At 60.6% G+C, this 22911-nt stretch carries 16 protein-coding genes and 3 pseudogenes; 8 read left to right on the top strand and 11 right to left on the bottom strand.

The window, feature by feature from the left end:
* Window positions 1-19: 19 nt before the first annotated feature.
* Entirely contained in the window at window positions 20-1336 is a 1317-nt protein-coding gene (locus BB934_RS44110) for an ABC transporter substrate-binding protein (RefSeq protein WP_099515869.1), read from the bottom strand.
* A gap of 134 nt (window positions 1337-1470) precedes the next feature.
* Between BB934_RS44110 and BB934_RS44105 the strand changes: the two genes are divergently transcribed.
* The 4 genes from BB934_RS44105 (at window position 1471) to BB934_RS44090 (ending at window position 8197) form a co-directional block, all read left to right on the top strand.
* Window positions 1471-2946 (top strand): sulfatase family protein, encoded by a 1476-nt coding sequence (locus tag BB934_RS44105; protein ID WP_162299287.1) that lies wholly within the window; start codon window positions 1471-1473, stop codon window positions 2944-2946.
* Window positions 2943-3986 (top strand): LacI family DNA-binding transcriptional regulator, encoded by a 1044-nt coding sequence (locus BB934_RS44100; RefSeq protein WP_099515867.1) that lies wholly within the window; start codon window positions 2943-2945, stop codon window positions 3984-3986. The genes BB934_RS44105 and BB934_RS44100 overlap by 4 nt, the downstream gene beginning before the upstream one ends.
* Window positions 3987-4083: 97 nt before the next feature.
* A complete protein-coding gene (locus BB934_RS44095; RefSeq protein WP_099515866.1) occupies window positions 4084-6252 on the top strand; it encodes an alpha-galactosidase in 2169 nt (722 codons plus the stop codon).
* Between the two features lie 25 nt (window positions 6253-6277).
* Window positions 6278-8197 carry a beta-galactosidase gene (locus BB934_RS44090; RefSeq protein WP_099516137.1) on the top strand — a complete coding sequence of 640 codons (1920 nt, stop codon included), beginning with the start codon at window positions 6278-6280 and terminating at the stop codon, window positions 8195-8197.
* A 113-nt stretch (window positions 8198-8310) separates the two neighbouring features.
* Here BB934_RS44090 and BB934_RS44085 read toward each other — a convergent pair whose 3' ends face one another.
* The 6 genes from BB934_RS44085 to BB934_RS44060 form a co-directional block, all read right to left on the bottom strand.
* Window positions 8311-9303, bottom strand: a complete 993-nt coding sequence (locus BB934_RS44085; RefSeq protein WP_099515865.1) for a LacI family DNA-binding transcriptional regulator — start codon at window positions 9301-9303, stop codon at window positions 8311-8313.
* An 87-nt stretch (window positions 9304-9390) separates the two neighbouring features.
* Complete coding sequence (locus BB934_RS44080) at window positions 9391-10707, bottom strand: sulfatase family protein (protein ID WP_099515864.1); 1317 nt, start codon at window positions 10705-10707, stop codon at window positions 9391-9393.
* A gap of 19 nt (window positions 10708-10726) precedes the next feature.
* On the bottom strand, window positions 10727-11542 hold the full coding sequence (locus BB934_RS44075; protein ID WP_099515863.1) for a carbohydrate ABC transporter permease: 816 nt from the start codon (window positions 11540-11542) through the stop codon (window positions 10727-10729).
* 7 nt (window positions 11543-11549) lie between these two features.
* Window positions 11550-12437, bottom strand: a complete 888-nt coding sequence (locus BB934_RS44070; protein ID WP_099515862.1) for a carbohydrate ABC transporter permease — start codon at window positions 12435-12437, stop codon at window positions 11550-11552.
* Window positions 12438-12534: 97 nt separating this feature from the next.
* Complete coding sequence (locus tag BB934_RS44065; RefSeq protein ID WP_237050900.1) at window positions 12535-13734, bottom strand: ABC transporter substrate-binding protein; 1200 nt, start codon at window positions 13732-13734, stop codon at window positions 12535-12537.
* A gap of 176 nt (window positions 13735-13910) precedes the next feature.
* Window positions 13911-14798 carry a helix-turn-helix domain-containing protein gene (locus BB934_RS44060; protein ID WP_099515860.1) on the bottom strand — a complete coding sequence of 296 codons (888 nt, stop codon included), beginning with the start codon at window positions 14796-14798 and terminating at the stop codon, window positions 13911-13913.
* A gap of 145 nt (window positions 14799-14943) precedes the next feature.
* Between BB934_RS44060 and melA the strand changes: the two genes are divergently transcribed.
* The 3 genes and pseudogenes from melA (at window position 14944) to BB934_RS44045 (ending at window position 17963) form a co-directional block, all read left to right on the top strand.
* On the top strand, window positions 14944-16437 hold the full coding sequence (melA, locus tag BB934_RS44055; RefSeq protein WP_099515859.1) for an alpha-glucosidase/alpha-galactosidase: 1494 nt from the start codon (window positions 14944-14946) through the stop codon (window positions 16435-16437).
* Window positions 16438-16603: 166 nt separating this feature from the next.
* Window positions 16604-17208, top strand: a pseudogene (locus tag BB934_RS44050) (IS6 family transposase); the annotation flags it as partial.
* 55 nt (window positions 17209-17263) lie between these two features.
* A pseudogene (locus BB934_RS44045) lies at window positions 17264-17963 on the top strand (IS6 family transposase).
* Window positions 17964-19620: 1657 nt separating this feature from the next.
* Here BB934_RS44045 and BB934_RS44030 read toward each other — a convergent pair.
* From BB934_RS44030 to BB934_RS44020, 3 genes are all read right to left on the bottom strand, one after another.
* Window positions 19621-19866 (bottom strand): DUF6894 family protein, encoded by a 246-nt coding sequence (locus tag BB934_RS44030; protein ID WP_099515856.1) that lies wholly within the window; start codon window positions 19864-19866, stop codon window positions 19621-19623.
* Window positions 19867-20224: 358 nt separating this feature from the next.
* Window positions 20225-20443 carry a hypothetical protein gene (locus tag BB934_RS44025; protein WP_157934705.1) on the bottom strand — a complete coding sequence of 73 codons (219 nt, stop codon included), beginning with the start codon at window positions 20441-20443 and terminating at the stop codon, window positions 20225-20227.
* Window positions 20444-20513: 70 nt separating this feature from the next.
* Window positions 20514-20771, bottom strand: coding sequence for a hypothetical protein (locus BB934_RS44020; protein WP_099515854.1), 258 nt, complete (start codon window positions 20769-20771; stop codon window positions 20514-20516).
* A gap of 148 nt (window positions 20772-20919) precedes the next feature.
* Between BB934_RS44020 and BB934_RS44015 the strand changes: the two genes are divergently transcribed.
* Window positions 20920-21102 (top strand): hypothetical protein, encoded by a 183-nt coding sequence (locus tag BB934_RS44015; RefSeq protein ID WP_099515853.1) that lies wholly within the window; start codon window positions 20920-20922, stop codon window positions 21100-21102.
* 600 nt (window positions 21103-21702) lie between these two features.
* On the opposite strand, the pseudogene BB934_RS44010 reads toward BB934_RS44015, so the two are convergent.
* Window positions 21703-22874 (bottom strand): annotated as a pseudogene (locus BB934_RS44010) (YihY/virulence factor BrkB family protein).
* Window positions 22875-22911 lie beyond the last annotated feature (37 nt).

The following is a 22911-nucleotide window of genomic DNA, read 5'->3' as shown; positions in this document are numbered from 1 at the left end:
CGGCCCGGGGCACTCGCCTTCAGCGCAATCCGTTGATCTGCTGCTGTGCGATGGCTTGGGCATTGGCGAGGGCATCCGCAGCTGGGCGGCGCCCGAGGATGGCCTCCTGGATCGCAGCACCAAGCGCGGTCTCGACCTGCGTGACGCCCACAAAGCGCGGCATCGCCTCGGCGCCCGAAAACAGCGTCCCTGCCTTGTAGGCCTCGATCCAGTTCGGCCACCGCTTGGCGAGATCTGGAGATTGCCACGCTGCCTTGCCGGCCGGAATACGTGAGAATTCCGGATCGCCGTCCCACAGTCCAAGTTGCTGGTCCTGCGACCAGAAGTCGACGTATTCGAGCGCCGCCTCGGGATGCTTCGTATTAGCCGAGATGAACAGGATCGCCGACGGATCCATCAAGGCACTGACCGGCGGGAACGATCCGCTCGGCTTGTCCGGTCGAGGGAACGCAGCACCCGTCCAATTCAGATTGTCCGGCGTCCCCCAGGGAGTATTGAGCCATGAAAACGCAACCCACATGGCCACCCTGCCCTGCGCAAAGAGCTGTGCGGTATCGCGGAAATTGGTTTCGGCCATGGACGCGGGAGTGGGAGTCGAACCATCTTTGACGAGATCGACGTAGAGCTGGAGCGCATCCACTATGCCTCGATCCGTGAGCGTCACTTTGTTGGTCGCCGGATCGTAGATACGGCCACCATTTGCATATGCGACTGCCTCGAAGATGTTGATGTCGCCCGGCGATGTCGTCGCAGGGAATGCGAAGCCCGGGCGATCCGGCTTTGTGAGCTTTTTCGCGTAGTCGCGAAGCTCAAACCACGTCCGAGGCGGCCGATCAAATCCCGCCTCTTTTAATGCATCGATGTTGTAGGCCAGGAAGGGCGCCATGTCGACATAGACTGGCAGTCCATAGAGCTTGCCGTCGTAGATCCCGCTATTCAGGATTTCAGGAACCATGCGGTCGCGCCAGCCGGCGAGCTTGTTCCCGGCCAGCGCTTCGAGGGGCCGGATCGCCTTGAAGTTAACAAGTTCAGGCACGTCCTGGCCGAAGCCGACCATCACATCGGGGAGCTGGCGGGTCTGCAGGGCCGCCTGAATCTTCTGGCGCCGCACCTGGCCATTGAAGTAGGAATACTGAAGCTCGACGCCCTTGTGGTCCGCCGTGAACTGGTCGTTCTGCTTAGCCCAGAACTCCACCTCCCGGGGCGTACCGCCGAACTTCCAAACGGAGAGAGGACCCGTGGCCGCTCGAGCCTGCCTCGAAGAGGCCCAGGTAAGAACGCCCGCCGCCGCAAGTCCGGCAGCGGTGCTCATGAACCGGCGACGTGTGATGCCCATTCAACAAATCCTCCCAATGCCCGTTTGCTACCGGTTTGATTATTGGCGTCATGATGACCTATGATATACGTGTGTCAAGCGTGCCAGGGGACATATTTTGCGCATCCAGGAGGGAGTCTGAATTGAGCGGAATGATGCACGAGACGAAACCGGTGATCAGCGCACCTTCGGAGGCGCCGCCACAGCCGCACCGCCGGCCAGACATCATCCTGATCATGTCGGACGAGCATGCTCCGCATTTCTCGTCGGTATACGGCAATACGCACATTCACACGCCAAACCTGCAGCGCCTCGCGGCCGATGGGATGACCTTTGACGCCGCCTATTGCTCTTCGCCACTCTGCGTCCCGTCGCGCATGTCCTTCATGACAGGCCGTTACGCCTCGCGCATCGAATGCTGGGACAATGGCTCGCCACTCCGCAGCGATATCCCGACTTTGGCGCATGTCATGCGGGCTTGCGGTTATGAGACAATCCTTGTTGGGAAGATGCACTTCATCGGGCCGGACCAACTGCACGGCTTCGAGCGCCGCCCCGTCGATGACAACCGTGTCTGCAGCACCGCGATCGAGTCCCCCACCTGGGACGATCCCAACGCCACCATCGCCCAAGCTCGCAGCCGGCTGACGACGGCAGGCGTGGCGCATACGCCGCATCTTGAGCAGGACCATGATGTCATGACCGAAGCCCTCGCGTGCATCGACCGTGTCGCCGCTGCGGGGCTCGATCGGCGACCAGTTTTTCTGTGCATTTCGTTCAACGCGCCGCATTTCCCGCTCAAGGTTCCCGAGCGCTATTTCTCGCTCTACGACGGCAGCGCCATTGATGTGCCTGCGGTTACAGGCGACGAGCTTGCGGCGCAGCATCCATTCCATAAACGGCTCCGGCGCTATTTCGACATCGAGGGTGTCAGTGACGAAACCGTCGCCCGAGCGCGTGCCGCCTACTTCGGGTTGGTCACCCACCTCGACGAAATGATCGGCACGGTTCTCAATCGGGTTGATGGCGCGGCGCGGGACGGCTTCAATCCGCTCCTGTGCTACGCCTCCGATCACGGCGAGATGCTAGGTGCGCACGGCCTGTGGTGGAAGTGCTGCTTCTTCGAGGAATCGGCCCGGATCCCTCTCATCATGCGCTGGCCCGGCATCGTTTCGCACGGACGATGTGATACTCCGGTTTCGCTACTGGACCTCACCGCCACCTTCGCCGACCTTGCCGGGGTTGGCGACGATCCGCTCAGCGCACCTTTCCTGCAGGATGCCGACGGAGCAAGCCTGAAATCGTTTTTGACCGGTGGGACTATCAACCCGGATCGCGCCGTCATTTCGGAGTACTGCGCCCACGCCGCGGACCGGCCGATCCGGATGATCCGCCAGGGACCCTGGAAATACATTTATTATCACGGGGAGCGGGACGAGCTCTTCCGCCTCGACACGGATCCCAGCGAGCGTACCAATCTCGCCGAACGGCCGGAGCACGCGAGTACGATCGCAAAGCTCAAGTCGCTCGTCCTTGACGGATGGTCGCCCAACGACGTGGACCGCCGCGTGAGGAGAAGCCAGCGCGAGCGTCAGGTCATCGCCGCAGCGGGTAGCGGGGTGTTCACATGACCGTCGATGCGGCAGAGGCGAGGCAGGAGCCAAGGAAGCCGATTACCCTGAAGGATGTCTCCGATGCGGCGGGCGTTTCTCTCATCACTGTATCGCGCGCCCTGCGCCAGCCCGAAGCCGTTCTGCCGGCGACCCGTAAGCGCGTGATGGACGCGATAAAGTCGACCGGATACGTTCCAAATCTCATGGCGCGATCGCTGGTATCGAGCCGTTCCAACATCGTGGGACTCGTTGTGCCGACGGTCGGCGGAAGCTCGCTCTTCGCGGACTTGGCAGAACAGCTCGCAAAGGAGCTGCAAGAACACAGCAAGCAGTTGCTGCTCGGGGTTTACAACTGGTCCGAGTCCAAGGAATACGAGATCGTGACAGCCTTCCTGGGCCGGCAAGTCGATGCCCTCGTACTCACCGGCTTCTCCCACTCGGCCAGTCTGCATGAGCGTGTGCGGCGGTTCGATGGACCGATCGTTGAGATCGGCAGCATTAGGACAGCACCGATCGACATGGCGGTCGGATACGACAACTTCGCCGCCGCGTACGATATGACGACCCACCTGCTGAAGCGGGGCTATCGCCGCATCGCGGTGGTTCACGGCTCAACCACGCATAACGATCAAGCCCTCGAGCGATACGATGGCTATTGCGCAGCCATGAAGGACGCAGGTCGTAAGGTCAGCCACCAGCTGACGGTAGCGGTGCCGACGCCAACCACCATCGAGCAGGGACGGACCGCCATGTTCTCTCTGCTCGATTTAGCGCAGCCTCCCGATGCGGCCTTCTTCCAGACTGACAATCTCGCGCATGGTGCCATGATGGCATGCCTCTCCCGCGGCGTCTCTGTCCCCGGCGACGTGGCGATTGCCGGATTTGGCGACCTCTCGATGTCAGCTCTGCTCCCCGTGCCTCTGACAACGGTTAAGGCGAGGATCGATGCCCTAGGACGTGAGGCCGCCAAAGTTCTCCTAGCCCGCTTCGCGGGCCAGCAATCATCATCCACCATTCACGATGTAGGCTATGAGCTTCTGATCCGCGCCAGCACCTGAGTTGCTCCGGATTTCGGGCGACTGCTGCATCCGCTCAAGTTCATCTAGGCTCACCCGACCCGCCGACAGAAACCAAACCAACCGAAGAGATCACCTGATGTCCGATGCTTCGACCTCTCAGACCCTCGAACACGGAGTGCGAGTTCATCGGCTCGACGGAACGGACGTCACGCTTCTGTTGCTCGGCCATGCGGATGGCTTGCCGGAGATTGCCTATTGGGGTCCGCGACTTCAGGCCATTCCAGATCTCAACGCTCTTGCCATTGCCATGTCACGGCCGATCGCCCAGGCGGCTCTCGACAAGGACTATCCCGGTGCGACGCTTCTCCCAGCCGTCGGGCTCGGGCAGTTCCGGGCCACTGCTTTTGCGGCACATCGGCAGGGGCAGGACTGGACCGCATCCTTCGTGGTCCAGGAGATCACGGCATGCAGCGATGGGTTGCTGATCAAAGCTCACGATCCCGTTGCGCGGATCGGGCTCGAGATGGAACTCTCGCTTCCCGCAACGGGCGATGTGCTCGCCTCGCGGGTCGCGATCCTCAATCAAGCCAGCGAAGCGCTTGCGGTTGAACGGCTCGCCGCAGGTGTGTTTCTTCTACCGGCGGAGGTCGAGGAGGTGATGGCGTTCGGCGGCGTCTGGGCGCGGGAGTTTGCGGCTGAACGCTTTACGCTACCGGAGGGGCAATGGGCCACGGAGAACCGCCGCGGACGAACCTCGCACGACCGCCCTCCGCTCCTCTTTATTGGCACACAGGCCTTCGGCGAAGATCACGGTCTTGTCCACGGAATCCATCTTGGCTGGAGCGGCAACCATCGCATCACGGTCGAAGTTCTAGAAGACGGTCGGCGGCTCGCGATAGCCGAGCCCCTGTTCCATCCGGGCGAAGTCATCCTGGGCGCTAACGAGCGTTTCGTGACGTCATGGGCCTACGCCACTCTTTCGTCTCGAGGCCTTGGCAAGGCGAGCCGGCATTTTCATGCCGCTGCCCGTCGTATCGCTCCCTGGTCGGGCGGCGCCATGCCTCCGAGGCCAGTCACGCTCAACACGTGGGAAGGCAATTACTTCGATCACGATGTGGACTCTCTCAGGGCGCAAGCGACGGCCGCGGCCCGGATCGGCGTCGAGCGCTTCGTCCTGGATGACGGCTGGTTCGGACGCCGCGACGACGACACGTCGAGCCTTGGCGACTGGGTTGTCGATCGGCGCAAGTATCCGGACGGGCTCACCTCCTTGATCGAGCATATCCATGGTCTCGGCATGGAGTTCGGTCTGTGGGTTGAGCCCGAAATGGTGAATCCGGATTCCGACCTCTTTCGTGCGCATCCGAATTGGGCGCTCCGGCTGCAGGGGCGTCCGCTCGACACGGGGCGCCACCAGCTTGTTCTCGATCTTACGCGGCCGGAGGTTGCGGACAATCTCTTCGAAAGCCTTCACAGGCTGCTCTCCGACCACCGAATCGATTATCTGAAGTGGGACATGAATCGTGACCTGCTCGCCGCTGGCGATGCGGCGGGGCGCCCCGCCTATCACAGGCAGGTGGAGGCGTTCTATGTCCTCATCGATCGATTGCGGGCCGCACATCCCGGTGTGGAGATCGAAAGCTGCGCCAGCGGCGGCGGGCGGATCGATTTTGGCGTTCTCGCTCGCACTCATCGGTTCTGGGCATCGGATTGCACCGATGCCCTGGAACGCGTTTCGATCCAGCGTGGATTCTTGCGCCTCATGCCACCCGAGCTCATGGGCGCGCATGTATCGACCCAGCCTAACCATCAGACTGGCCGCAGTCACGGCTTGGACTTCCGGGCCGCCGTTGCACTCCTCGGCCATTTTGGCATTGAACTCAATCCGCTTCACCTCTCGGAGGAGGAGGCGGCGACATTGGCCTCGTGGGTTGGCCTGCACAAGCGCTTGCGCCCCATCCTGCACGCCGGGCAGGTGGTGCAAGCGCCTGTCCGGGACGGTCGGTCCATGGTGGGTGTGGTGTCGCAGGATGGCGCTGCGGCGGTCTATGTGATCGTACAGGAGGGCGTGCGCCGCCGTCGCCTGTCGCCACCGCTCACGTTCCCAGGCCTGGATCCAGGGCGCAGCTATCGCATCAGCGCCCCAGCTCCTCAACGTCTGGAGGGTCTGCGGTTTGGCTCCGCGCTTGCGCCGATGTGGACAGATGGCCTCGTCCTTCCTGGCGCGCTTCATGCGGGCGCCGGTCTGGTCCCTCCTCACCTTCTTCCTGAATCGGCGCTGGTGCTCACCGCCGAAGCGGTGTGATCATCACTTGCACCCGAGGTTCAACATGCTTGGCGTTTGCTACTATCCAGAACACTGGCCGGAAGACCTGTGGCGGGAGGATGCCCGGCGCATGGCCGAACTCGGCATCACCTATGTGAGGATCGGCGAGTTCTCCTGGAGCCTGATCGAGCCGGAAGAGGGTCGCTTCGATTGGGCTTGGCTCGATCGCGCCGTAGAGGTTCTCGGCAGCCACGGCTTGAAAATCGTGATGGGCACGCCGACTGCAACGCCGCCGAAATGGCTTATCGACCGTAATCCCAACATCCTCCCAGTCGACGCTTCGGGACAGGTCCGGGGCTTCGGCTCACGTCGTCACTACTCGTTCTCGTCGAAGACCTACTGGGCAGAGAGCCGACGCATCGTCGAAGCGTTCGCCCGCCATTATGGACGCAACGAAGCGGTGGCCGGCTGGCAGACCGACAATGAATACGGCTGCCATAACACCGTCTTGTCCTGGGGCGCGGAGGATCTTGCCGCATTCCACAGCTGGCTGCGCCGACGTTATCAGACGCCCGACGCACTGAATGACGCCTGGGGCAATGTTTTCTGGTCTCAGGAGGTGCGGAGTTTCGACGAGATCGCCCTCCCTAATCTCGCCGTCACCGAGACTAATCCGGCAGCGCGCCTTGATTTCCGGCGTTTCGCCTCGGAGCAGGTTGCGGACTACGATCGGATGCAGGTCGAGATCCTGCGGAAGCATTCACCGGGCCGGTTCATCACCCATAACTTCATGGGATTCTTCCGCGAGTTCGATCATTGGGCCTTCGACCACCTCGACCTTGCCTCGTGGGACTCGTATCCGTTGGGTTTCGTCGAACAATTCCCTTTTTCGGAAGCCGAGCGCGAGCGTTGGGCACTGACATCTCATCCGGATATCGCGGCCTTCCATCACGATCTCTATCGCGGGGTTGGCCGCGGACGGTTCTGGGTAATGGAGCAGCAACCCGGGCCCGTGAATTGGGCTTCCTGGAATCCCGTTCCGCACCCGGGCATGGTGCGCCTTTGGACATGGGAGGCCTTCGCCCATGGAGCGGAGGTCGTCAGCTATTTCCGGTGGCGGCAAGCCCCTTTTGCCCAAGAGCAGATGCATGCCGGCTTGAACCGCCCGGACCGGACGCTCTCACCTGGCGGGAAGGAGGCAACGCAGGTCGCGCGTGAGCTCGAGTCGCGGGGACCGCTTCCGGACACGCAGCAGGCGCCCGTTGCACTCGTTTTCGACTACGAGGCCGCGTGGATCACGGACATCCAACCGCAAGGACGCGACTTTTCATATGGGGAACTCGCCTTCCGCTGGTATGAAGGCCTCCGCCGCCTCGGCCTTGACATCGATATCGTTCCGCCCGGCCAACCGCTCCAAGGCTACCGCGCTGTCGTCGTTCCGAGTCTGCCCCACATTTCGGAGGCAGCGCTCGCTGCGTTCCAGGCAACGGAAGCCCCGATCCTGTTCGGGCCGCGCTCGGGATCGAAGACCCGCCACTTCGCGATCCCGCCGGAACTCCCGCCGGGCCCGCTGCAAGCGCTCCTGCCCCTCAAGGTGATTCAGGTCGCCTCGCTCAGGCCAGGCTTGAGCGCAGCGGTTCGCGGCAAGGTGCAAGGCTCGGCCGAGCGGTGGCGCGAATGGGTGGAAACCGCATTGGAACCGGTTGCGCGATTTTCCGACGGCTCGCCATCACTCGTCGAATACGGGAACCGCTTCTATCTCGCCGCATGGCCCGCTGCCGATCTCCTGCGGTCAACCTGTCAGCTTGTGCTCGGCGAGCGAGCGGGGCTCGCCCTGTCAGATCTTCCCGAGCATATCCGGCTGCGTCGGCGTGGTGACGTTCTCTTCGCGTTCAACTATGGGCCCGAGGCGTGGAGCGACGCAGCTGGTCGGATCGCAGATGGCGCAACGGTCGCTCCATACGACTGGGTTTCATCCGGCTGAGACGAAATCGAGGACCTATTTCCACGGGCGTGGTATTGGCGCTTTGCTGCCGCGCATTTTTAATGACGAACCGGATCCGCCCTGCCGAAGAACGCCCCAGGCGCATGATCGGCTCAAGCCGAATCCCGCCTGATGACGGACCAGGGCAACTCGAATACCTTTGAGCGTGAAATGCGCTTGCCCGCGATCAGATCGGCCAAGTGATCGGCAAGGTGTGAAAACGATGCCTCTTGCGGACCGATGGTAGTCAGCCTCGGGTACGAGAACAAGCCCTCGTCGATGTTGCCGCAGCCCACCACCGCGATATCGGCCGGAACCTTCAGCCCCGCGGCTTGAAAGCTGTTGAGCGCGGTGACCGCCGCAAAATCCGATTCAGCGATAAGAGCGGTCGGCCTCTCGCTCACTTTCAGGAGATTGAGCACAGCTTCATGCGCCGACCGTCTCGACTGCGCGCCGTCGACCATGAGCGTCTCATCGAAAGGAAGACCGGCCGCCCCGAGAAACGCCAAGTAGGCGTTCACGCGCGTTCTCTCGCCGAGTGCGGCGTGCTGCATATAGGCAATGCGTCGATGCCCGTCGCAGTACAGGGTCTGAAGCACTTCGCGGATCGCCGCCGTCGCATCTTGCCGGAACACGGAAAATCGGTTCGGTCTCACGATGGGATGGAAGATGATCAGTGGCTTGCGGGTGGCAAGCCGCAGCGTCAGTGCTTCCACATCCTCGGCGGCAAGATGCTGGAGTTCAGCGATCAAGCCATCTGCCAACCCGCTCTCGATCTCCAGAAAGATCCGCTCCACCGCCTGATAGTCTCCCCCTGCAACAATGATCGTCGACAAGCCACGTGCTCTAGCGGCTGCCTGCACATCGCTCGCGATGCGGTCGCTATACGGAACGCCAAGGCGAGGCAGAATGAGGCAGATGCGCCCCGCCTGCCTGCGGCGCAGCTGCCGCGCCGCACTGTTCTGTACGTATTGGAGATCGGCAATGGCCTTGAGGATTCTCTCCCGCGCGTCGGCCCCTACCCGCTTCAGGCCGAGGCTGTCACCACTGAGGAAGTAAGAAACGGCGGCCGTGGAGACGTTCGCATGGCGCGCGACATCTGCCATGGTGGGAGAGATTCCTCTCGGCGAGTTCGCCTTTCGTGCTCGTCGTTCGCTCACGATCCACGGCCTATGGGTTGGTTCAAAATGCTCCTACGAGGCGGCCGCGAGACCGGCTCCCTCACGGGCTACGATCTCGGGAACCTCTTCGCCTGCCGCAGCGATGCGCTCAAGAAGGAGCCGTCGGAGTTCTGCGCGAATAGAGGCGTACGCGGGCGACTCAATAAGATTACTGAGTTCATATGGATCGGCATCAAGATCATAGAGCAGAGACTCAACGTAGCAGCCGCTCGCCATCTGGTTCCAACCGTCCGCCCCTGGCGCCTCAACCTCGTATTTCCAGCGCTGCGTCCGCAGGGCGCGCGCGACATGACTTTCGCTGACCTGGATGAAGACATTGTCCGACGTCGAGGCCTCCTGCGCCATTCTGAGAACTGAGTGCCCCTGCATGGCAGCCGGTACCTCGATACCAGCCGCATCCAATAACGTCGGCGGCAGATCAATGAGGCTCACGAGACCATCGAAAGCACCGCGATTTGCAAATCCTGGACCATGGAAAAGTGTCGGAACCCGGATGGAGGCCTCGTGACAGGAGCGCTTGTACTCGTCGTTTCGCGTCTTAAAGTGGCAGCCGTGGTCGGATGTGAACAGGATGACCGTGTCGTCAAGAAGCTTAAGACTGTACAGTGCCTCGACAAGGCGACCAAAGGCTTCGTCGAGCCGTTTCACCATGCCGAGATACCCGGGCAGGTGCTCGCTGGTCGAGCCGCCGAGGGTTGCCAGGTCCTGCGGCACGACGAGCCGCTCGCGCATGCTTTCCTCGTAGCCGATCGGTGCTGGGTAATCATCGGTCTGGTTCTGATGGTGCGGCTCAAGATAGGAAAGGAATAGGAAGAATGGATTATTCTTCTGCTGATCGATGTACCGGATCGCAGCATCGGTAAGCGCGTCGACGCGGTAGCCCGGCAGCTTCACCTCGCTACACTCGGCATCATACATGACGGTGTCGAAAGGGTATGAGGTAAACTCGAGGAGGTTGCTCGCCAGCCAATCCTGATAGCCTCCCCTCTCCTCGGGCGGCACGGGCTCGTTGTCGGCAAGGTGCCACTTCCCGATATATCCTGTGCGATATCCCGCATCGCCGAAGTAATGGGCCAGCGTCCGCTCAGAGCGCGGCAGCGAGATGCTGTTTCGGTAGCAGCCTGTCTGCGTTGGGTAGCGGCCAGTCTGGAGGGCCGAGCGAGCCGGACCGCAAACGGGCTGGCATGTGAAGGAATTCTTCACGAACAGACCGGTCCGCGCCATCCGGTCGAAGTTCGGCGTCAGCCCCATTGGATTTCCATGGGCGCCTACCGTATCCCACCGCTGCTGGTCCGTCAAAACTACGATTACATTTGGATGCTGCGTCATTGCTTTTATCCTTTTTGGTTCACTTCATCCCAGCGAGCATGACGCTGCGCACGAGATAGCGCTGCGTGAAGAGGAAGAGTGCGAGGCTCGGCAGGAACAGCAGGACGCCCCCGGCCGATGTCAAGTTCCATTGAGTGAAGGTTTCCTGCGTGAAAAGGGTCAGACCAGTCGTAATCGGCCGCATCTCCGTTGTGCTGACGACGACGAGAGGCCACAGAAACTCGTTCCACTGGAACACGAAGGTGAGGAGCGCGAGGGTCGCCAGAGCTGGTCTGACTTGCGGCAGGACAATCTGCCAGTAGATGCGCATCTCCGAACAGCCATCGATCCGCGCTGCATCGAGAAGCTCGCTGGGAATTGGCGCAATGAACTGGCGCATGAGAAAGATGCCATAAGCGCTCATGGCAAACGGCATGATGAGCCCGGGATATGTATTGAGCCAACCGAACTCAGCCGTGATGATATAAAGGGGTATGAGTCGGATGAAGAACGGGATCATCAAGGTCGACAGCACTGCCCCGAACAAGATCTTCTTGCCTGGGAACTCCAGCTTCGCGAACACGTAGCCGACAAGCGGATCGAAGATCAGGTGCAGCAGCGTGATCCCACCTGCAATGATGAGGCTGTTGAGGATGAACCGTCCGAAAGGAGCGCGCTCCCAAATAGCGACGTAGTTCGAAAACTGTAGCTTCTCGGGAATGAGAACCGGCAGGCCGGACATCAACTCCGCATCGCTCTGCAGCGATAGAGACAGCATGTAGGCAAACGGCACGACGCACAAGAGCGTGCATAGCCCGAGCAACAGATAGGACAGAATGGGAGTCAATCGCGACATGCGGGCCTCAGTACTTGATCTCGCGGCTGCCGAGCTTGAACTGCACCGCTGTGATGGCGAGGATCAGCAGGAACATCATGAACGACAGGGCCGAAGCATAGCCGATATTGAGCTCGAAAAAGGCTTTCTTGAAGACGAAGAAGCCGAAGAGTTGGGTTGCATCGGCCGGTCCGCCATTGGTGATGAGATAAGCGGGGGCCAACTCCTGTAAATGGGTGATCATGCTAATCACCACGACGAACAGGGTTGTTGGCATGAGAAGCGGCAGGGTCAGGTAGCGGAACTGCTGCATGGGCGTCGCGCCGTCGATCGAGGCTGCCTCATAGAATGTCGTGGGGATCGACTGTAAGGCAGCGAGGTAGATCAACATCGCGTATCCGGCGTCCTTCCATACTGTGATCCCCATTAGGGTGGGAAGCGCCGTATCGACATCCCCAAGCCAGTTCTGGGGCGGGAGGCCGAGCGCGACCAGGGCGCCATTCAGGATGCCCGTGTAAGGGTCGAGGATGCTTTTCCACATCAGGGCGATAATGACGTAGGAGATGATATAGGGAAAGAAGATCACCGCCCGGAAAAAGGTGCTGCCTCTGATGGGGCCGTTGAGCAAAGCCGCAAGCCCTAGTCCCGTGACAACTGTCGCTCCTGTTGCTCCGAACGCATAGATCAACGTCACCACGAGCGACTGACGCACGCGCCGATCGCCTATCGCCTCGACGTAGTTGGAAAGGCCAGCAAAGCTGCTTTCCCCGATCAGAGGTTGACCCCGGAAAAGGCTTGCCCAGAACTCCAATGCGATCGGATAGAAAAAGTAGATCAGAAAATAGAAGATTGCCGGAATTAGAAGCAGATAGGCGGTGATGGCCTGACGTGTTTTCAGAGTCATGCTTCTGGCCATGACCATCTCCCGGGTCGAGGGCTGATGAGCGGCACTCGTTCCATGCAAGATGCCGATGGTCGCTCCGGACAGGGTCGCCGGCCGGAGCGATCACAGCTTACTTCTGCGAGAGGACGGCGTTCGCCTCTTCGGTGAAGCGCTTCAGCGATTCCGTTGCCGGCACCTTCTTATAGACCGTTGCATCGAAGGCGTTCTGCAGCAGCTCGTTCACACGAGCCCACTTGCCGGTCTGACGCAGGTCACCGTCAGGCTCCTGAGCGTAGGGCAGGCACTGGCTGAAGGGAGCAATGATCTTGTCGGCTTTGACGTCTGGATGCTCAGCCCAGGACTTGCGCGGCATGGTCATGCCGGCTTCCTTCGTTGCCGCAAGTTCGGTATTGATCGATACGAACCGCTTCAGAAGCTCCCACGCCTTATCGGGATGTTTCGCAGCCGCGGGAATCATCATGCTGACTCCGCCGAAGAACGTCGATTGTGTCTTGTTCTTCAACGCAGGCGCAACTGACCAATTTAGTTTCGGGTTACCCTGCATGATGGGTGCTACGTCCCACGGACCCGTAATGATCATCGCAGCGCGGTTGGCTGTGAAAAGCTTTTGTGGCCCTTCGTAGTCGGCACCCGCGACCGGCACCGGCGCGGCTTTGTCGACTTGGATCAGATCGGAGAGGAACTGCAGCGCCTCTGCGGCTTCGGGCGTGTCGAGGGTTACTTTGTTCGTGGCTGAGTCATAATATTTCGCGCCGTTCTGCAACAGCCATGACCAGTAATAGTAAAAAGTCGGATTCGGTGCGAACCCGAATCGACCGGGCTTAGTGGTAGCCTTCGCGACTTCCCGGAACTCCTGCCAAGTAGACGGCGGCTTCGAGAAGCCCGCTTCCTTCAGCATGTCCTGATTATAGAGAAGAGCAGCGCATGTCAGGTGCAGCTGAATCCCGTAATACTTCCCCTGGAACTTGTTGCGGTCGACCGTGTAGCCCTGCCAGTCGTCGGGGAAGCCGATCTGCTTGCCATCTCTTTCGACATAGTCGTTGAGCGGACGTAGAAGGCCCTGCACGGCGAATTCCTGAACCCAGCCGTTCGGCTCGGCAGTCAGATCCGGCGGGTTCTTGACCGAGAAATCCGCGATCAGCTTCGTACGCATGTCCGGCCACTGGAACTTCTCCCAGCGCACCGTCCAACCGGGATTGTCAGCCTCAAAGGCTTTGATGGCATCTGCATATGCCTTGTACCCGTGACCGGCATTCCAGTAGACCGTCAGGGTTTCGGCACTTGCGGCTCCGATGCTGCCGGCGGCCACACAACTCAGGAGGCTGGCGACAGCCCCCGTAATAAGGCGCTTCTTCATCTGTTCCCTCCAGTCATTGCTGGCTTTATGCCTCACACCCTGCTTTCGGGGCGCCAGGTTAATCGATTAATCCAGAGGCTTGGCTCTGTGTCAACTGAAGCAATTCCACGGGGACCGCATTCGTCGCTTCAGCGTCGAGTGGCGTACATGCCTGTGGTCCTGAATTCCGTCGGACTGACGCCGAACGTCCGACGGAACGCCTTGGCGAAATAGTTCGCGTCGTGGAACCCACTCGTGGTCGAGATGGCCTTGATCGACAGATTGCTGCTCTCGAGCAGCCGCGCGGCCCGTAGCATTCGCTGCTCCAGTACATATTCCCCCGGCGTGCTTCCGAAAAGAGTGGCGAAGACCCGGGTGAAATGCGCTCGGCTCAAGCCAGTCATCCGGGCCAGGACCGGAACGCTCAAATCTTTGTCCAGGTGGTCGCGGATAAAGGCGGCAGCGGCTGCGATGGCGGAACGCCCCGGGTCATCGGCCGGTTCGAGCCGCGTTCCGAGGATATCGTCATAAAGCACCATCATCGCTGTATAGGCGACGGCCGACGCGCGCCCTGCCGTCTCACCGTCACCCTGGATCAGCGCCAGGCAACACTGGGCCAATTGTGTGACCGCTTTCTCCGTCAAGTGCAGAACGGGTCCGGCGACGGATATGATGGACTGGTTGATGCGGACTGCCTCTTGTCCATACATGACAATCCAGAAGAACTCCCACCGATCACCCGGCTCCAGCCAATAGCGATGGCTGTGGGGAATGGTCACGAGCATCGTCGTTCCGGGATCGAGACAATAGTGGCGCCCGTCATGGATCAGGTTCCCACACCCACTTAATGTGTGCTGAACGACCGTGAAGGGCGTGTCGCCACGCTGTCGGCCATCCCAATTGTAGGAGGGAGATTCGACGAGATCGTAGCCGGCGCTCGCCGGCATCGTGTGCAGCGGGTGCCGTCCGCGTGGGAGCGATACGTTCCGCATCCGCGGCCCCCCGGCTCGGAGCGGCGATAGCACAAAATCACCCATCTCAGCACAAAAACTCTCTAGTCCTCTCCTCATCTCTGGGCATACTAGCCTGAAATCCGCCTGTCGGACGAGCGGAATATACCGTTGCCGGCCCAACGCGCGGCGGAATCAATAAAGCGCGGAGCGGGGATTGAGTGAGGAAACTGTGTCACAGAAATTAAAGATTGCGATCATTGGCGCCGGCAGCGTTGGCTTCACTAAGAAGCTCTGCATGGACATCCTGTGCGTGCCGGAATTGCAGGATATTGAGATCGCGCTCACCGACGTCAACCAGCACAATCTCGACATGGTGTGCCAGATCATCGACCGTCTCGTTGAGGTGAACAAACTGCCGACGCGGATCACCTCCACGATTGATCGTCGGAAGGCTTTCGAGGGCGCGCGCTACATCTTGAATTGCGTCCGCGTCGGAGGGCTCGAGGCGTTCTCGACCGACATTCAGATTCCGCTCAAATACGGCGTCGACCAATGTGTCGGAGACACGATCTGCGCTGGCGGCATCATGTATGGTCAGCGCACGATTCCGGCGCTTCTGGATTTCTGCCAGGACATTCGCGAGGTCAGCGAACCCGGCGCCAAGATGCTGAACTATGCCAATCCTATGGCGATGAACACGTGGGCCACTATCGATCATGGCAAGGTCGACACGATCGGTCTGTGTCACGGCGTGCAGAACGGGTGGCGTCAGATTGCCAATGCACTCGGGGCAAGCCATCCGACCGAGGTGGATTTCATCTGCACGGGCATCAATCACCAGACTTGGTATATCGACATCCGCTTCCGCGGGCGTAGGATCAGCTGCGATGAACTGGTAGCGGCCTTCGAGCGGCATGCCGAGTATTCGCAGCAGGAAAAAGTCCGCATCGACGTCCTGAAGCGCTTCGGCTTCTACTCGACTGAGTCGAACGGCCACCTCTCCGAATACCTTCCCTGGTATCGCAAGCGCCCTGAAGAAATCCGTCGCTGGATCGACATGTCCGATTGGATCCATGGCGAGACGGGAGGATATCTGCGCTATTCCACCGAAAGCCGGAACTGGTTCGAGACCGACTTTCCGCAATTCCTCGCGGAAGCCGGCAAACTCATCGACGTGTCGAAGCGGACCGACGAGCATGCGAGCCACATCATCGAGGCGCTGGAGACGGGCCGGACTTACCGAGGCCACTTTAACGTCAAGAACCGTGGCCTCATCACCAACCTGCCCGAGGATGCCATCGTCGAGTCGACCGGCTTCGTGGACCGTTTCGGCCTTAACATGGTAGCTGGCCTCACGCTCTCGGACGCCTGTGCGGCGACCTGCCTTGCCTCAATCAATGTGCAGCGCATGTCTGTCAAGGCCGCAGTCACTGGCGACGTGGAAATGCTCAAGCTCGCTATGCTGCACGACCCGCTTGTCGGAGCCATCTGCTCCCCCGATGAGGTTTGGCAAATGGTCGACGAGATGCTTGTTACTCAGTCTCAGTGGCTGCCGCAATATACCCATGCGATCCCAGCCGCCAAGGACCGGCTAGCACGCTCGAGGTTGAAAACGCGCGCATGGTCCGGGGCGGCTCGTCGAGATATCCGTTCCGTCGATGAGGTTAGAAGTAACACGGCCCAGAAGAAAGAGGCTGGATTGGGTCGGCGCCCTGGCGCGTAGTGATGAAGGTGACGAGGGCACGACAGCACTCCTTAAGCTCCAACTCAGAATAGGCGGCCGGTTGGGACCCACCGCTGGATTCCTGCCCGTTGATGCAGCTCCATCACAATCTACATGGCACCGTCAGGTTAACGCGGCGATGACCACATGGAGTCATACGTGAGGGATGAAATCGCCTCGTGATCCTCGCTATGCCCGTCATCGCTTTCCGGCCGAGGTGATCAGCCATGCCGTGTGGCTGTACTTCCGGTTCCCTTTGAGCCTGCGGATGGTCGAGGAGATGCTGGCGGCCCGCTGCATCGAGGTCAGTCATGAGACGGTCCGGCAGTGGGCGATGAAGTTCGGCGAGAGCTTTGCCAAGCAGATCCGCAGGCGTCTTCCGGCACCGGGAGACAAATGGCACTTAGACGAGGTTGCCATCAGCATTGCGGGCCGGAAGCACTGGCTCTGGCGCGCCGTGGGTCAGCACGGGGTTGTGCTCGACATCTTGGTTCAGAGCCGGCGCAATGCCAAAGCAGCCAAGCGTCTGCTGCGCAAGCTACTCAAGAAGCAGGGCACGGCACCGCGCTTGATGATCACGGACAAACTCGCCAGCTATGCTGCCGCAAAGAGGACGGTGATGCCCAGCGTGGAGCATCGGCAGCATAAGGCTTGAACAATCGCGCGGAAAACAGCCATCAGCCGACCCGACGACGTGAGCGCATCATGAAGCGGTTCAAATCAGCCGGGCAGGCTCAACGTTTTCTCTCGGTTCATGACCAAGTTGGGCACTGTTGCATTAACCTCGGCAGTGTAATCCGGAGCGGCCGTTCGAGGAGCCGTCCTGTTGTCCCTGTTCAAGCGCCGCCGCTTTCCAGTCGAAATCATCCTGCTGTGCGTGCGCTGGTACTGCAAGTACGGGATCAGCTATCGCGATCTCGCCGAGATGATGTCCGAACGTGGTGTCGCCGTTGACCCCAGCACCATCTTTCGATGGGTTCAGCGCTATGCGCCCGAGATCGAGAAACGGATCCGATCCTATCGGGGTCCTCGCTCAGGCTCGTGGAGAGTGGACGAGACCTACGTCCGCGTAGGAGGCAACTGGAAATACCTGTTTCGCGCGGTCGACAAGCACGGTCAGTTGATCGCCTCCATGCTGTCCGATCGCCGTAATGCCAACGCCGCTTATCGTTTCCTGCGTAAGGCCATCAAGGCGATGAGTCACTACCCACCATCCTCCATCACGACGGATAAGCTGGCGTCGTATCCCAGGGCAATCCTGCGCCTGCAGAACGAAGGTTTCCTGTCGAAGGATCTCGAACACCGCACCTCGAAATATTTGAATAACATCCTTGAGGCGGATCCCGGCGCGCTCAAGCGCATGATCCGGCTGACACGCGGCTTCCAGACGATGAAAACCGCCGCCGCGACCCTGACGGGGTTTTGAAATCATGCGCATGATCCGCCGCGGTCATTGCATCCAGCGAAAATGTCGAGCGACAGGCGAAATCCGGCTCGTCCATCAGCTCTTCGGTCTTGCTGCCTGAGCGGCCCGTTAAACTGGGTCCGTTATGCCGTTTTCAAGTTACTGCAACGGTGCCGCACGACGTTACAGAACAAGCGTCTGGACAAGTCCGTGAATTGTATAATCGAGGCGAACGCTACGTCCAACAAGCAGGAGAGCAGTATCCGGATGCCGAGCGGTACATTCGCGCCGGCGAGCGAGCCGTGACCCAGCGGCTGACAGCGAACCCGTTGCTCGCGCTGTTCATGGCAGGCGTTGCCGGATATGCGCTGGCGTGGCTGATCCATGGCAACAAGCGAGATCGGAAACCTGATGTGCCAGATTATGCCAGAACCCATCGCGGGTACGCTTCGCACCGTGAACGGCAACCTGCGTAGAAACGACGAACGAGTGAAGCAAGAGTCAACGTCTACCGAGCAGCGCTGAAGCCTCACCCATCGACAAGAGCGTTAGAAATTCAGGCGCGGGAAATGGTGGTGCGATCAGCTCCTCCTAGAGGGACGGGCTATGGGACCACTTCGCGAAAAACCCTCAATTATCGACGGCTCATCAAAAGCCGGATTAAGCCGCGACCGGGATTCGGCGGGTGGTCGCCTCCCCAATGCTCCGCGCACTCTCGCGCCGAGGTTCGGCCATCGGCTCGTGGTCTGCATGTGGCGGAACGACCGCAACGCGGTCCCGATCCTTGGCACGATAGGCAGGGGTACAGTTCCTTGCTGGCGCAATGGACCTTTGCGAGCTCGTTCCCGTTCAAGCCTCGCGGCCTGACTCTTATGGGGTCGCAGACGCCCTGGCCGGAGTGGAAGTGGTGTTCGGCTCCAGGCCGGGGCGTTTTATTTGAGAGCTAATCCGAATGCTGAGGGCAGCACTTCTGAGATTGTTTGACTGACCTTCTGAGACGTTGTGAACCAGCAAGAGCAGCGTATCCTCTAAGGCGTGGCTCTTCTTTGTTTTGCAAACGCAAGTCCACTGGCGCCCTGGTGGTGGAGCCGGAAGACCATGGCCAGGGCGTCCAACCAAACACCAATTGTTGACCTGGTCGCGTCAGAGTTCTTGCATCGGGCGCGTTGCGTATCGGCCCGTCGAAATGCGGGTCGCTCTCTCCCGCAGGGGCGCCCTGGCTGAGGCCCAAGACAGTACTCGGCCGGGGCGTTTTCTTTCCGTGTCGGCGGCGTCTTCATCCCTCTCCGCCACATCGAGAGCATCGACGAGCCTTTGCAGCTCGTCGGACAGCGGGGCCATGACGGTGTCCCGATAATGGTTGCCCAGCATCTGCCCAATGAAAGTGGCCAGCGACCTCGGCAGCTGCGGACTGTCCTTTGAACCCAGCCTCTGAAAGTGCTCGTCATCGGTCGACACCGTGGCACTCTCCTGGGGTGGCTCTGTCTCACCAGATACCAGAAAGCCTCCTCACCCGCGGGGATTGGGGAGATGAGGAGGCTCTGTTCCGGAACACCAGTGAGCATTGATGTCCGACGAGTGAAATCCTTGGCAGGCCGTTGGTTTCAGCTTGGCCGAACAAAAGACCGTCTTGCTCAACCTGCTGCTCCGAAAGAGCTTGGGCACTTCCCGAACCCTTACCCGACAAGCGGCTTTAAACGGTCCCGGTCCTGGTTTGCCCCGCGGACCGTCACTCAAGCGCCGCCTGCGAGAGGCGCTTTCTTTTTGACGGGAAGAGCCTAATCGTCGAACGTCCCCTCTGCGACAACCAGCGAAAGTGCGGCTCTCAGAACGGTCTGCCCTGCTTCGTCTCGGACATTCACGACGAAGGTTCGATAGTTGCCGTCAACGAGAGCATCCTTGGCCATGTCCGGCAGGGTCTTCTGTGCCTCCTGCTTGGCCGCATCGAGATCGGGCAGCTCATGACCGGTCTCGTCCGGTTGGAGACTTTCACCATCGAAGGTGTCGAAGAAAAAGCGGGGCATTGGCACTCCCAAGCTGGCGATCTGTGATTACCAACTGGCGAATGCGCTCGTTGTTCAGCCTCAGCCGCTTTCAGCGAGTTAACCCCCGTGCGCTGCTGGGATTATACTCTTGATTTCCAATTCATTCACACAAGCGGTTTAAAGTCAGGTTCGAATAACGCTTTGATTGGATAGGGGTCATGTCAACCGAACGAAAAACCCAGTGGACTCATCGGCTCGAGCACCTGCATGCTCTGAGAGCTCGCTTTACGGCAGCCCGCCGGTATGATCGGGCCTACGAGACCTACCTGACCATTCAGCACGCATATGACCTCTGGGCGGGTGAGATTTTTCATGCGCGTCGGTAGCTCTTTGGGGCTCATCGCCTCGCCCGGCGCCGTCTGGCTTGCTCTTGGGCGTTGAGTTCCTCTATCAGGGGCTTGAGGCGCTCGGGAAACTCCTCCTCGAGCAGGTCCGTGTAGAGCTTTCGAAGAAAATGACCGACGATCTGGCTCGTGTAATCGGGCGAAACGGATAGGTTATTCGAGAGCCGAAGCTCCTCAATCTGCTCGTCATTCACCGGCACAGCAAACTCCATCGCCTGCCGCATCCCTTGTGTTGGGGCGTCAACAGTCTCGCCCAGGATCGGTTTCAGCGTAACCGCAGGATCAATTGGGCTGTCCGATGCCTTCAGCGGGGCGAACAGAAGGATTGCCAAGCCAACGCCTCAATTCCTGAAAGCTCGTGAACTCGTGCTCGAGTTCGGTAAAGGGATCAGGTCTCCGGGCCAGCCGCTCCTCGGGCAGGAGTTCGGCGATCCAGATCGGTGAGATCTTCGTCCCCCCGCGCACCACGGCGCCGATGATCTTCCCCTCGAGGAGGAGATCATAGGAGCCGGGCGCAAGTTGAATCAGGGTGTAGGTCATGCCCCTGATTTACCCAAAAGTCGGGCCTCGATCCATATGTACAGACTTGGCTGGTGCCGGTCGACGCCGGGCAGGATCATGAGTTCGAACCAATCAGCCATCATTCCCAGAGGTCAATTCGTCCGACCTCGTACTGCTTGAGCGTATCATGATCGACAAGGTTGGCGGTAAAGGCTCGATTGGAGCGAACGTCACGGCGTTCTTCGAGGCTGGCCACGTTGCCAGTACGATCGGACATTGTTCAGACTTGAACTCCAACGAGCTTCGCTTTTTGGAACGTCGCCATCATCGCCGAGCAGCTGAGACCCATGCCGGAGATCCGGATCGTTGAACCTTCGCCGCATGACGAGACGACCCTGGTCCGGCTCCGAGCCCATCAATGCCGCTTCATCGTTTTGGATGACGGCCCGGAGGCACTCTTCTTCGGAGGCAGACCATCGAGGGCTCGAGCTGGTGCCTTTGGCATCGGCGGCTGGTCTATGCGCGGCGCCTGTTCAAGGCGCAAAGAAGCAATAGGCACGTGGCAGTCTGCAGATTCTTATTGGCTATAAGAGGCGTTTGGCGTGCTGCCCTCGACCAGACGCGCAAAGGCGGGCCAAGTGGTGCCGGTCGCATCGAGGATCTTCTGGATCGTCTCGACGCTGGGCCAGCGCTGCCGGCCGCGCATCGACCCGCTTGGACCGATTGAATACCATCCCCGAAACAGGATGACAAAAGATGACGCATCCCGTCCGGGACAGCGAACCTATCGGTAACATTCAACGTGAGGCAATGCGGGGTCAATTCTTCGGTTCGCTTGACATCATCGACCATCCAGGGTTGCGAGCGCGAACGGTCCGACCATCGTCTCCCAGCCCGGAGCGAGGAAATGGTTCGCCAGGGTGAGATTGCTGGTGTCGCTGATGATGCGCGGTATTGTTAGGTCCGATCGTCATGCCTTCGCGGCGCCGACGGTGTCGGCCATGGTCGCACCACGCTGCCCCATCGGGCGATCCGGTCCGACCGTCGTGTCCCTGGCGGTCTGGTGCTCCATCTCGGCGTTGATCTCTGCACCCACCAGGACCACGATGCCGGAAATCCAGATCCAGGTCATGAAGCCGATCACAGCGCCGAGCGAGCCATAGGTCTCGTTGTAGCTGCCGAAGTTCGCCACGTACCACGAGAACAGCATCGAAACGACGAGCCACAGCACGGCGGCCACGAGGCCGCCCGGCGTCACCCACTTCCATTCGGCCTTGTCGCGGCTCGGGCCGTAGCGGTAGAGGGCCGATAGGCCCAGCACGACGCAGGCCAGGAGGATCGGCCAGCGCGCCAGAGAGAGCAGCCATTCGGTGCCGCTGCCCAGTCCGACAAAGGCGAGGATGACCGGCAGCACGACGATCCCGGCGAGCGCCAGGAGGATGAAGCCGATGGCGCCGAGGGTGAACGCCAGCGACTCGAGGTTCAGCTTGAGGAAGCTGCGCTTCTCCTCCTCGTCGTAGACGATGTTGAGCGCGTCGATCATCGCCTTCATGCCGGCATTGCGCTCCACAGCGACAGGACCAGGCCGATGAGGAAGCTGAGTCCCAGCTTCCCCCCGCCCGCCGTGGCGATGCGGGTGACTTGCTCCCGGACGATGTCCATCGCCCCGCTTGGCAGCACGCCCGAGAGGGCATCGAGGTGGCCCTGGATCGTCGCGGGATCGGCGAACAGGCCGTAGATCGACACGAGGGCCGCGATCGCCGGGAACATGGCGAGCAGGGCATAGTAGGTGACGCCCGCCGCAACGGCCATGATCCGGTCCTGCCCGAACTCCTCGTAGGTCCGCCACAGGATGTCCTTCCAGCCGAGCGCCGGGATTTCCGTCGGCGTGCCGGCTTCGCGCCCCCGCCCCTTCTCATCGACTGCTTGGGGTGGTGCATGCCGGCCATCGCCACGATCCTGACCCGTTGGACCCGCGCCGCCCTGGCCGCTCCCGCGTCCGACCGCCGGCCCCGGACGTCCGGGGCCGGCTATGACGTGACGCGCCAGCGCCCATCCGGCCACGATGGCCAGCATGGTGACCGTCGCGGGGAGGGTTTGGCGCCCCTTCGGATCCTGAGGCGGGGGAGCGGCAGCGGTCATGACGGAAGCGCGAACTCCGGAACGCGGGAAATGGGCC

Origin of the sequence: Microvirga ossetica (assembly GCF_002741015.1) — a bacterium.
Lineage (GTDB): Bacteria > Pseudomonadota > Alphaproteobacteria > Rhizobiales > Beijerinckiaceae > Microvirga > Microvirga ossetica.
Note: the sequence above shows the minus strand (reverse complement) of the source record. Positions and strands in the feature narration are given on the sequence as shown.

What these genes read in the sequence shown, in the direction of transcription:
- BB934_RS44110 (WP_099515869.1), bottom strand. Translation starts at nt 1,336, where the DNA reads ATGGGCATCACACGTCGCCGGTTCATGAGCACCGCTGCCGGACTTGCG.
- BB934_RS44105 (WP_162299287.1), top strand. Translation starts at nt 1,471, where the DNA reads ATGCACGAGACGAAACCGGTGATCAGCGCACCTTCGGAGGCGCCGCCA.
- BB934_RS44100 (WP_099515867.1), top strand. Translation starts at nt 2,943, where the DNA reads ATGACCGTCGATGCGGCAGAGGCGAGGCAGGAGCCAAGGAAGCCGATT.
- BB934_RS44095 (WP_099515866.1), top strand. Translation starts at nt 4,084, where the DNA reads ATGTCCGATGCTTCGACCTCTCAGACCCTCGAACACGGAGTGCGAGTT.
- BB934_RS44090 (WP_099516137.1), top strand. Translation starts at nt 6,278, where the DNA reads ATGCTTGGCGTTTGCTACTATCCAGAACACTGGCCGGAAGACCTGTGG.
- BB934_RS44085 (WP_099515865.1), bottom strand. Translation starts at nt 9,303, where the DNA reads ATGGCAGATGTCGCGCGCCATGCGAACGTCTCCACGGCCGCCGTTTCT.
- BB934_RS44080 (WP_099515864.1), bottom strand. Translation starts at nt 10,707, where the DNA reads ATGACGCAGCATCCAAATGTAATCGTAGTTTTGACGGACCAGCAGCGG.
- BB934_RS44075 (WP_099515863.1), bottom strand. Translation starts at nt 11,542, where the DNA reads ATGTCGCGATTGACTCCCATTCTGTCCTATCTGTTGCTCGGGCTATGC.
- BB934_RS44070 (WP_099515862.1), bottom strand. Translation starts at nt 12,437, where the DNA reads ATGGCCAGAAGCATGACTCTGAAAACACGTCAGGCCATCACCGCCTAT.
- BB934_RS44060 (WP_099515860.1), bottom strand. Translation starts at nt 14,798, where the DNA reads ATGGGTGATTTTGTGCTATCGCCGCTCCGAGCCGGGGGGCCGCGGATG.
- BB934_RS44030 (WP_099515856.1), bottom strand. Translation starts at nt 19,866, where the DNA reads ATGCCCCGCTTTTTCTTCGACACCTTCGATGGTGAAAGTCTCCAACCG.
- BB934_RS44025 (WP_157934705.1), bottom strand. Translation starts at nt 20,443, where the DNA reads ATGGAGTTTGCTGTGCCGGTGAATGACGAGCAGATTGAGGAGCTTCGG.
- BB934_RS44020 (WP_099515854.1), bottom strand. Translation starts at nt 20,771, where the DNA reads ATGACCTACACCCTGATTCAACTTGCGCCCGGCTCCTATGATCTCCTC.
- BB934_RS44015 (WP_099515853.1), top strand. Translation starts at nt 20,920, where the DNA reads ATGATCGACAAGGTTGGCGGTAAAGGCTCGATTGGAGCGAACGTCACG.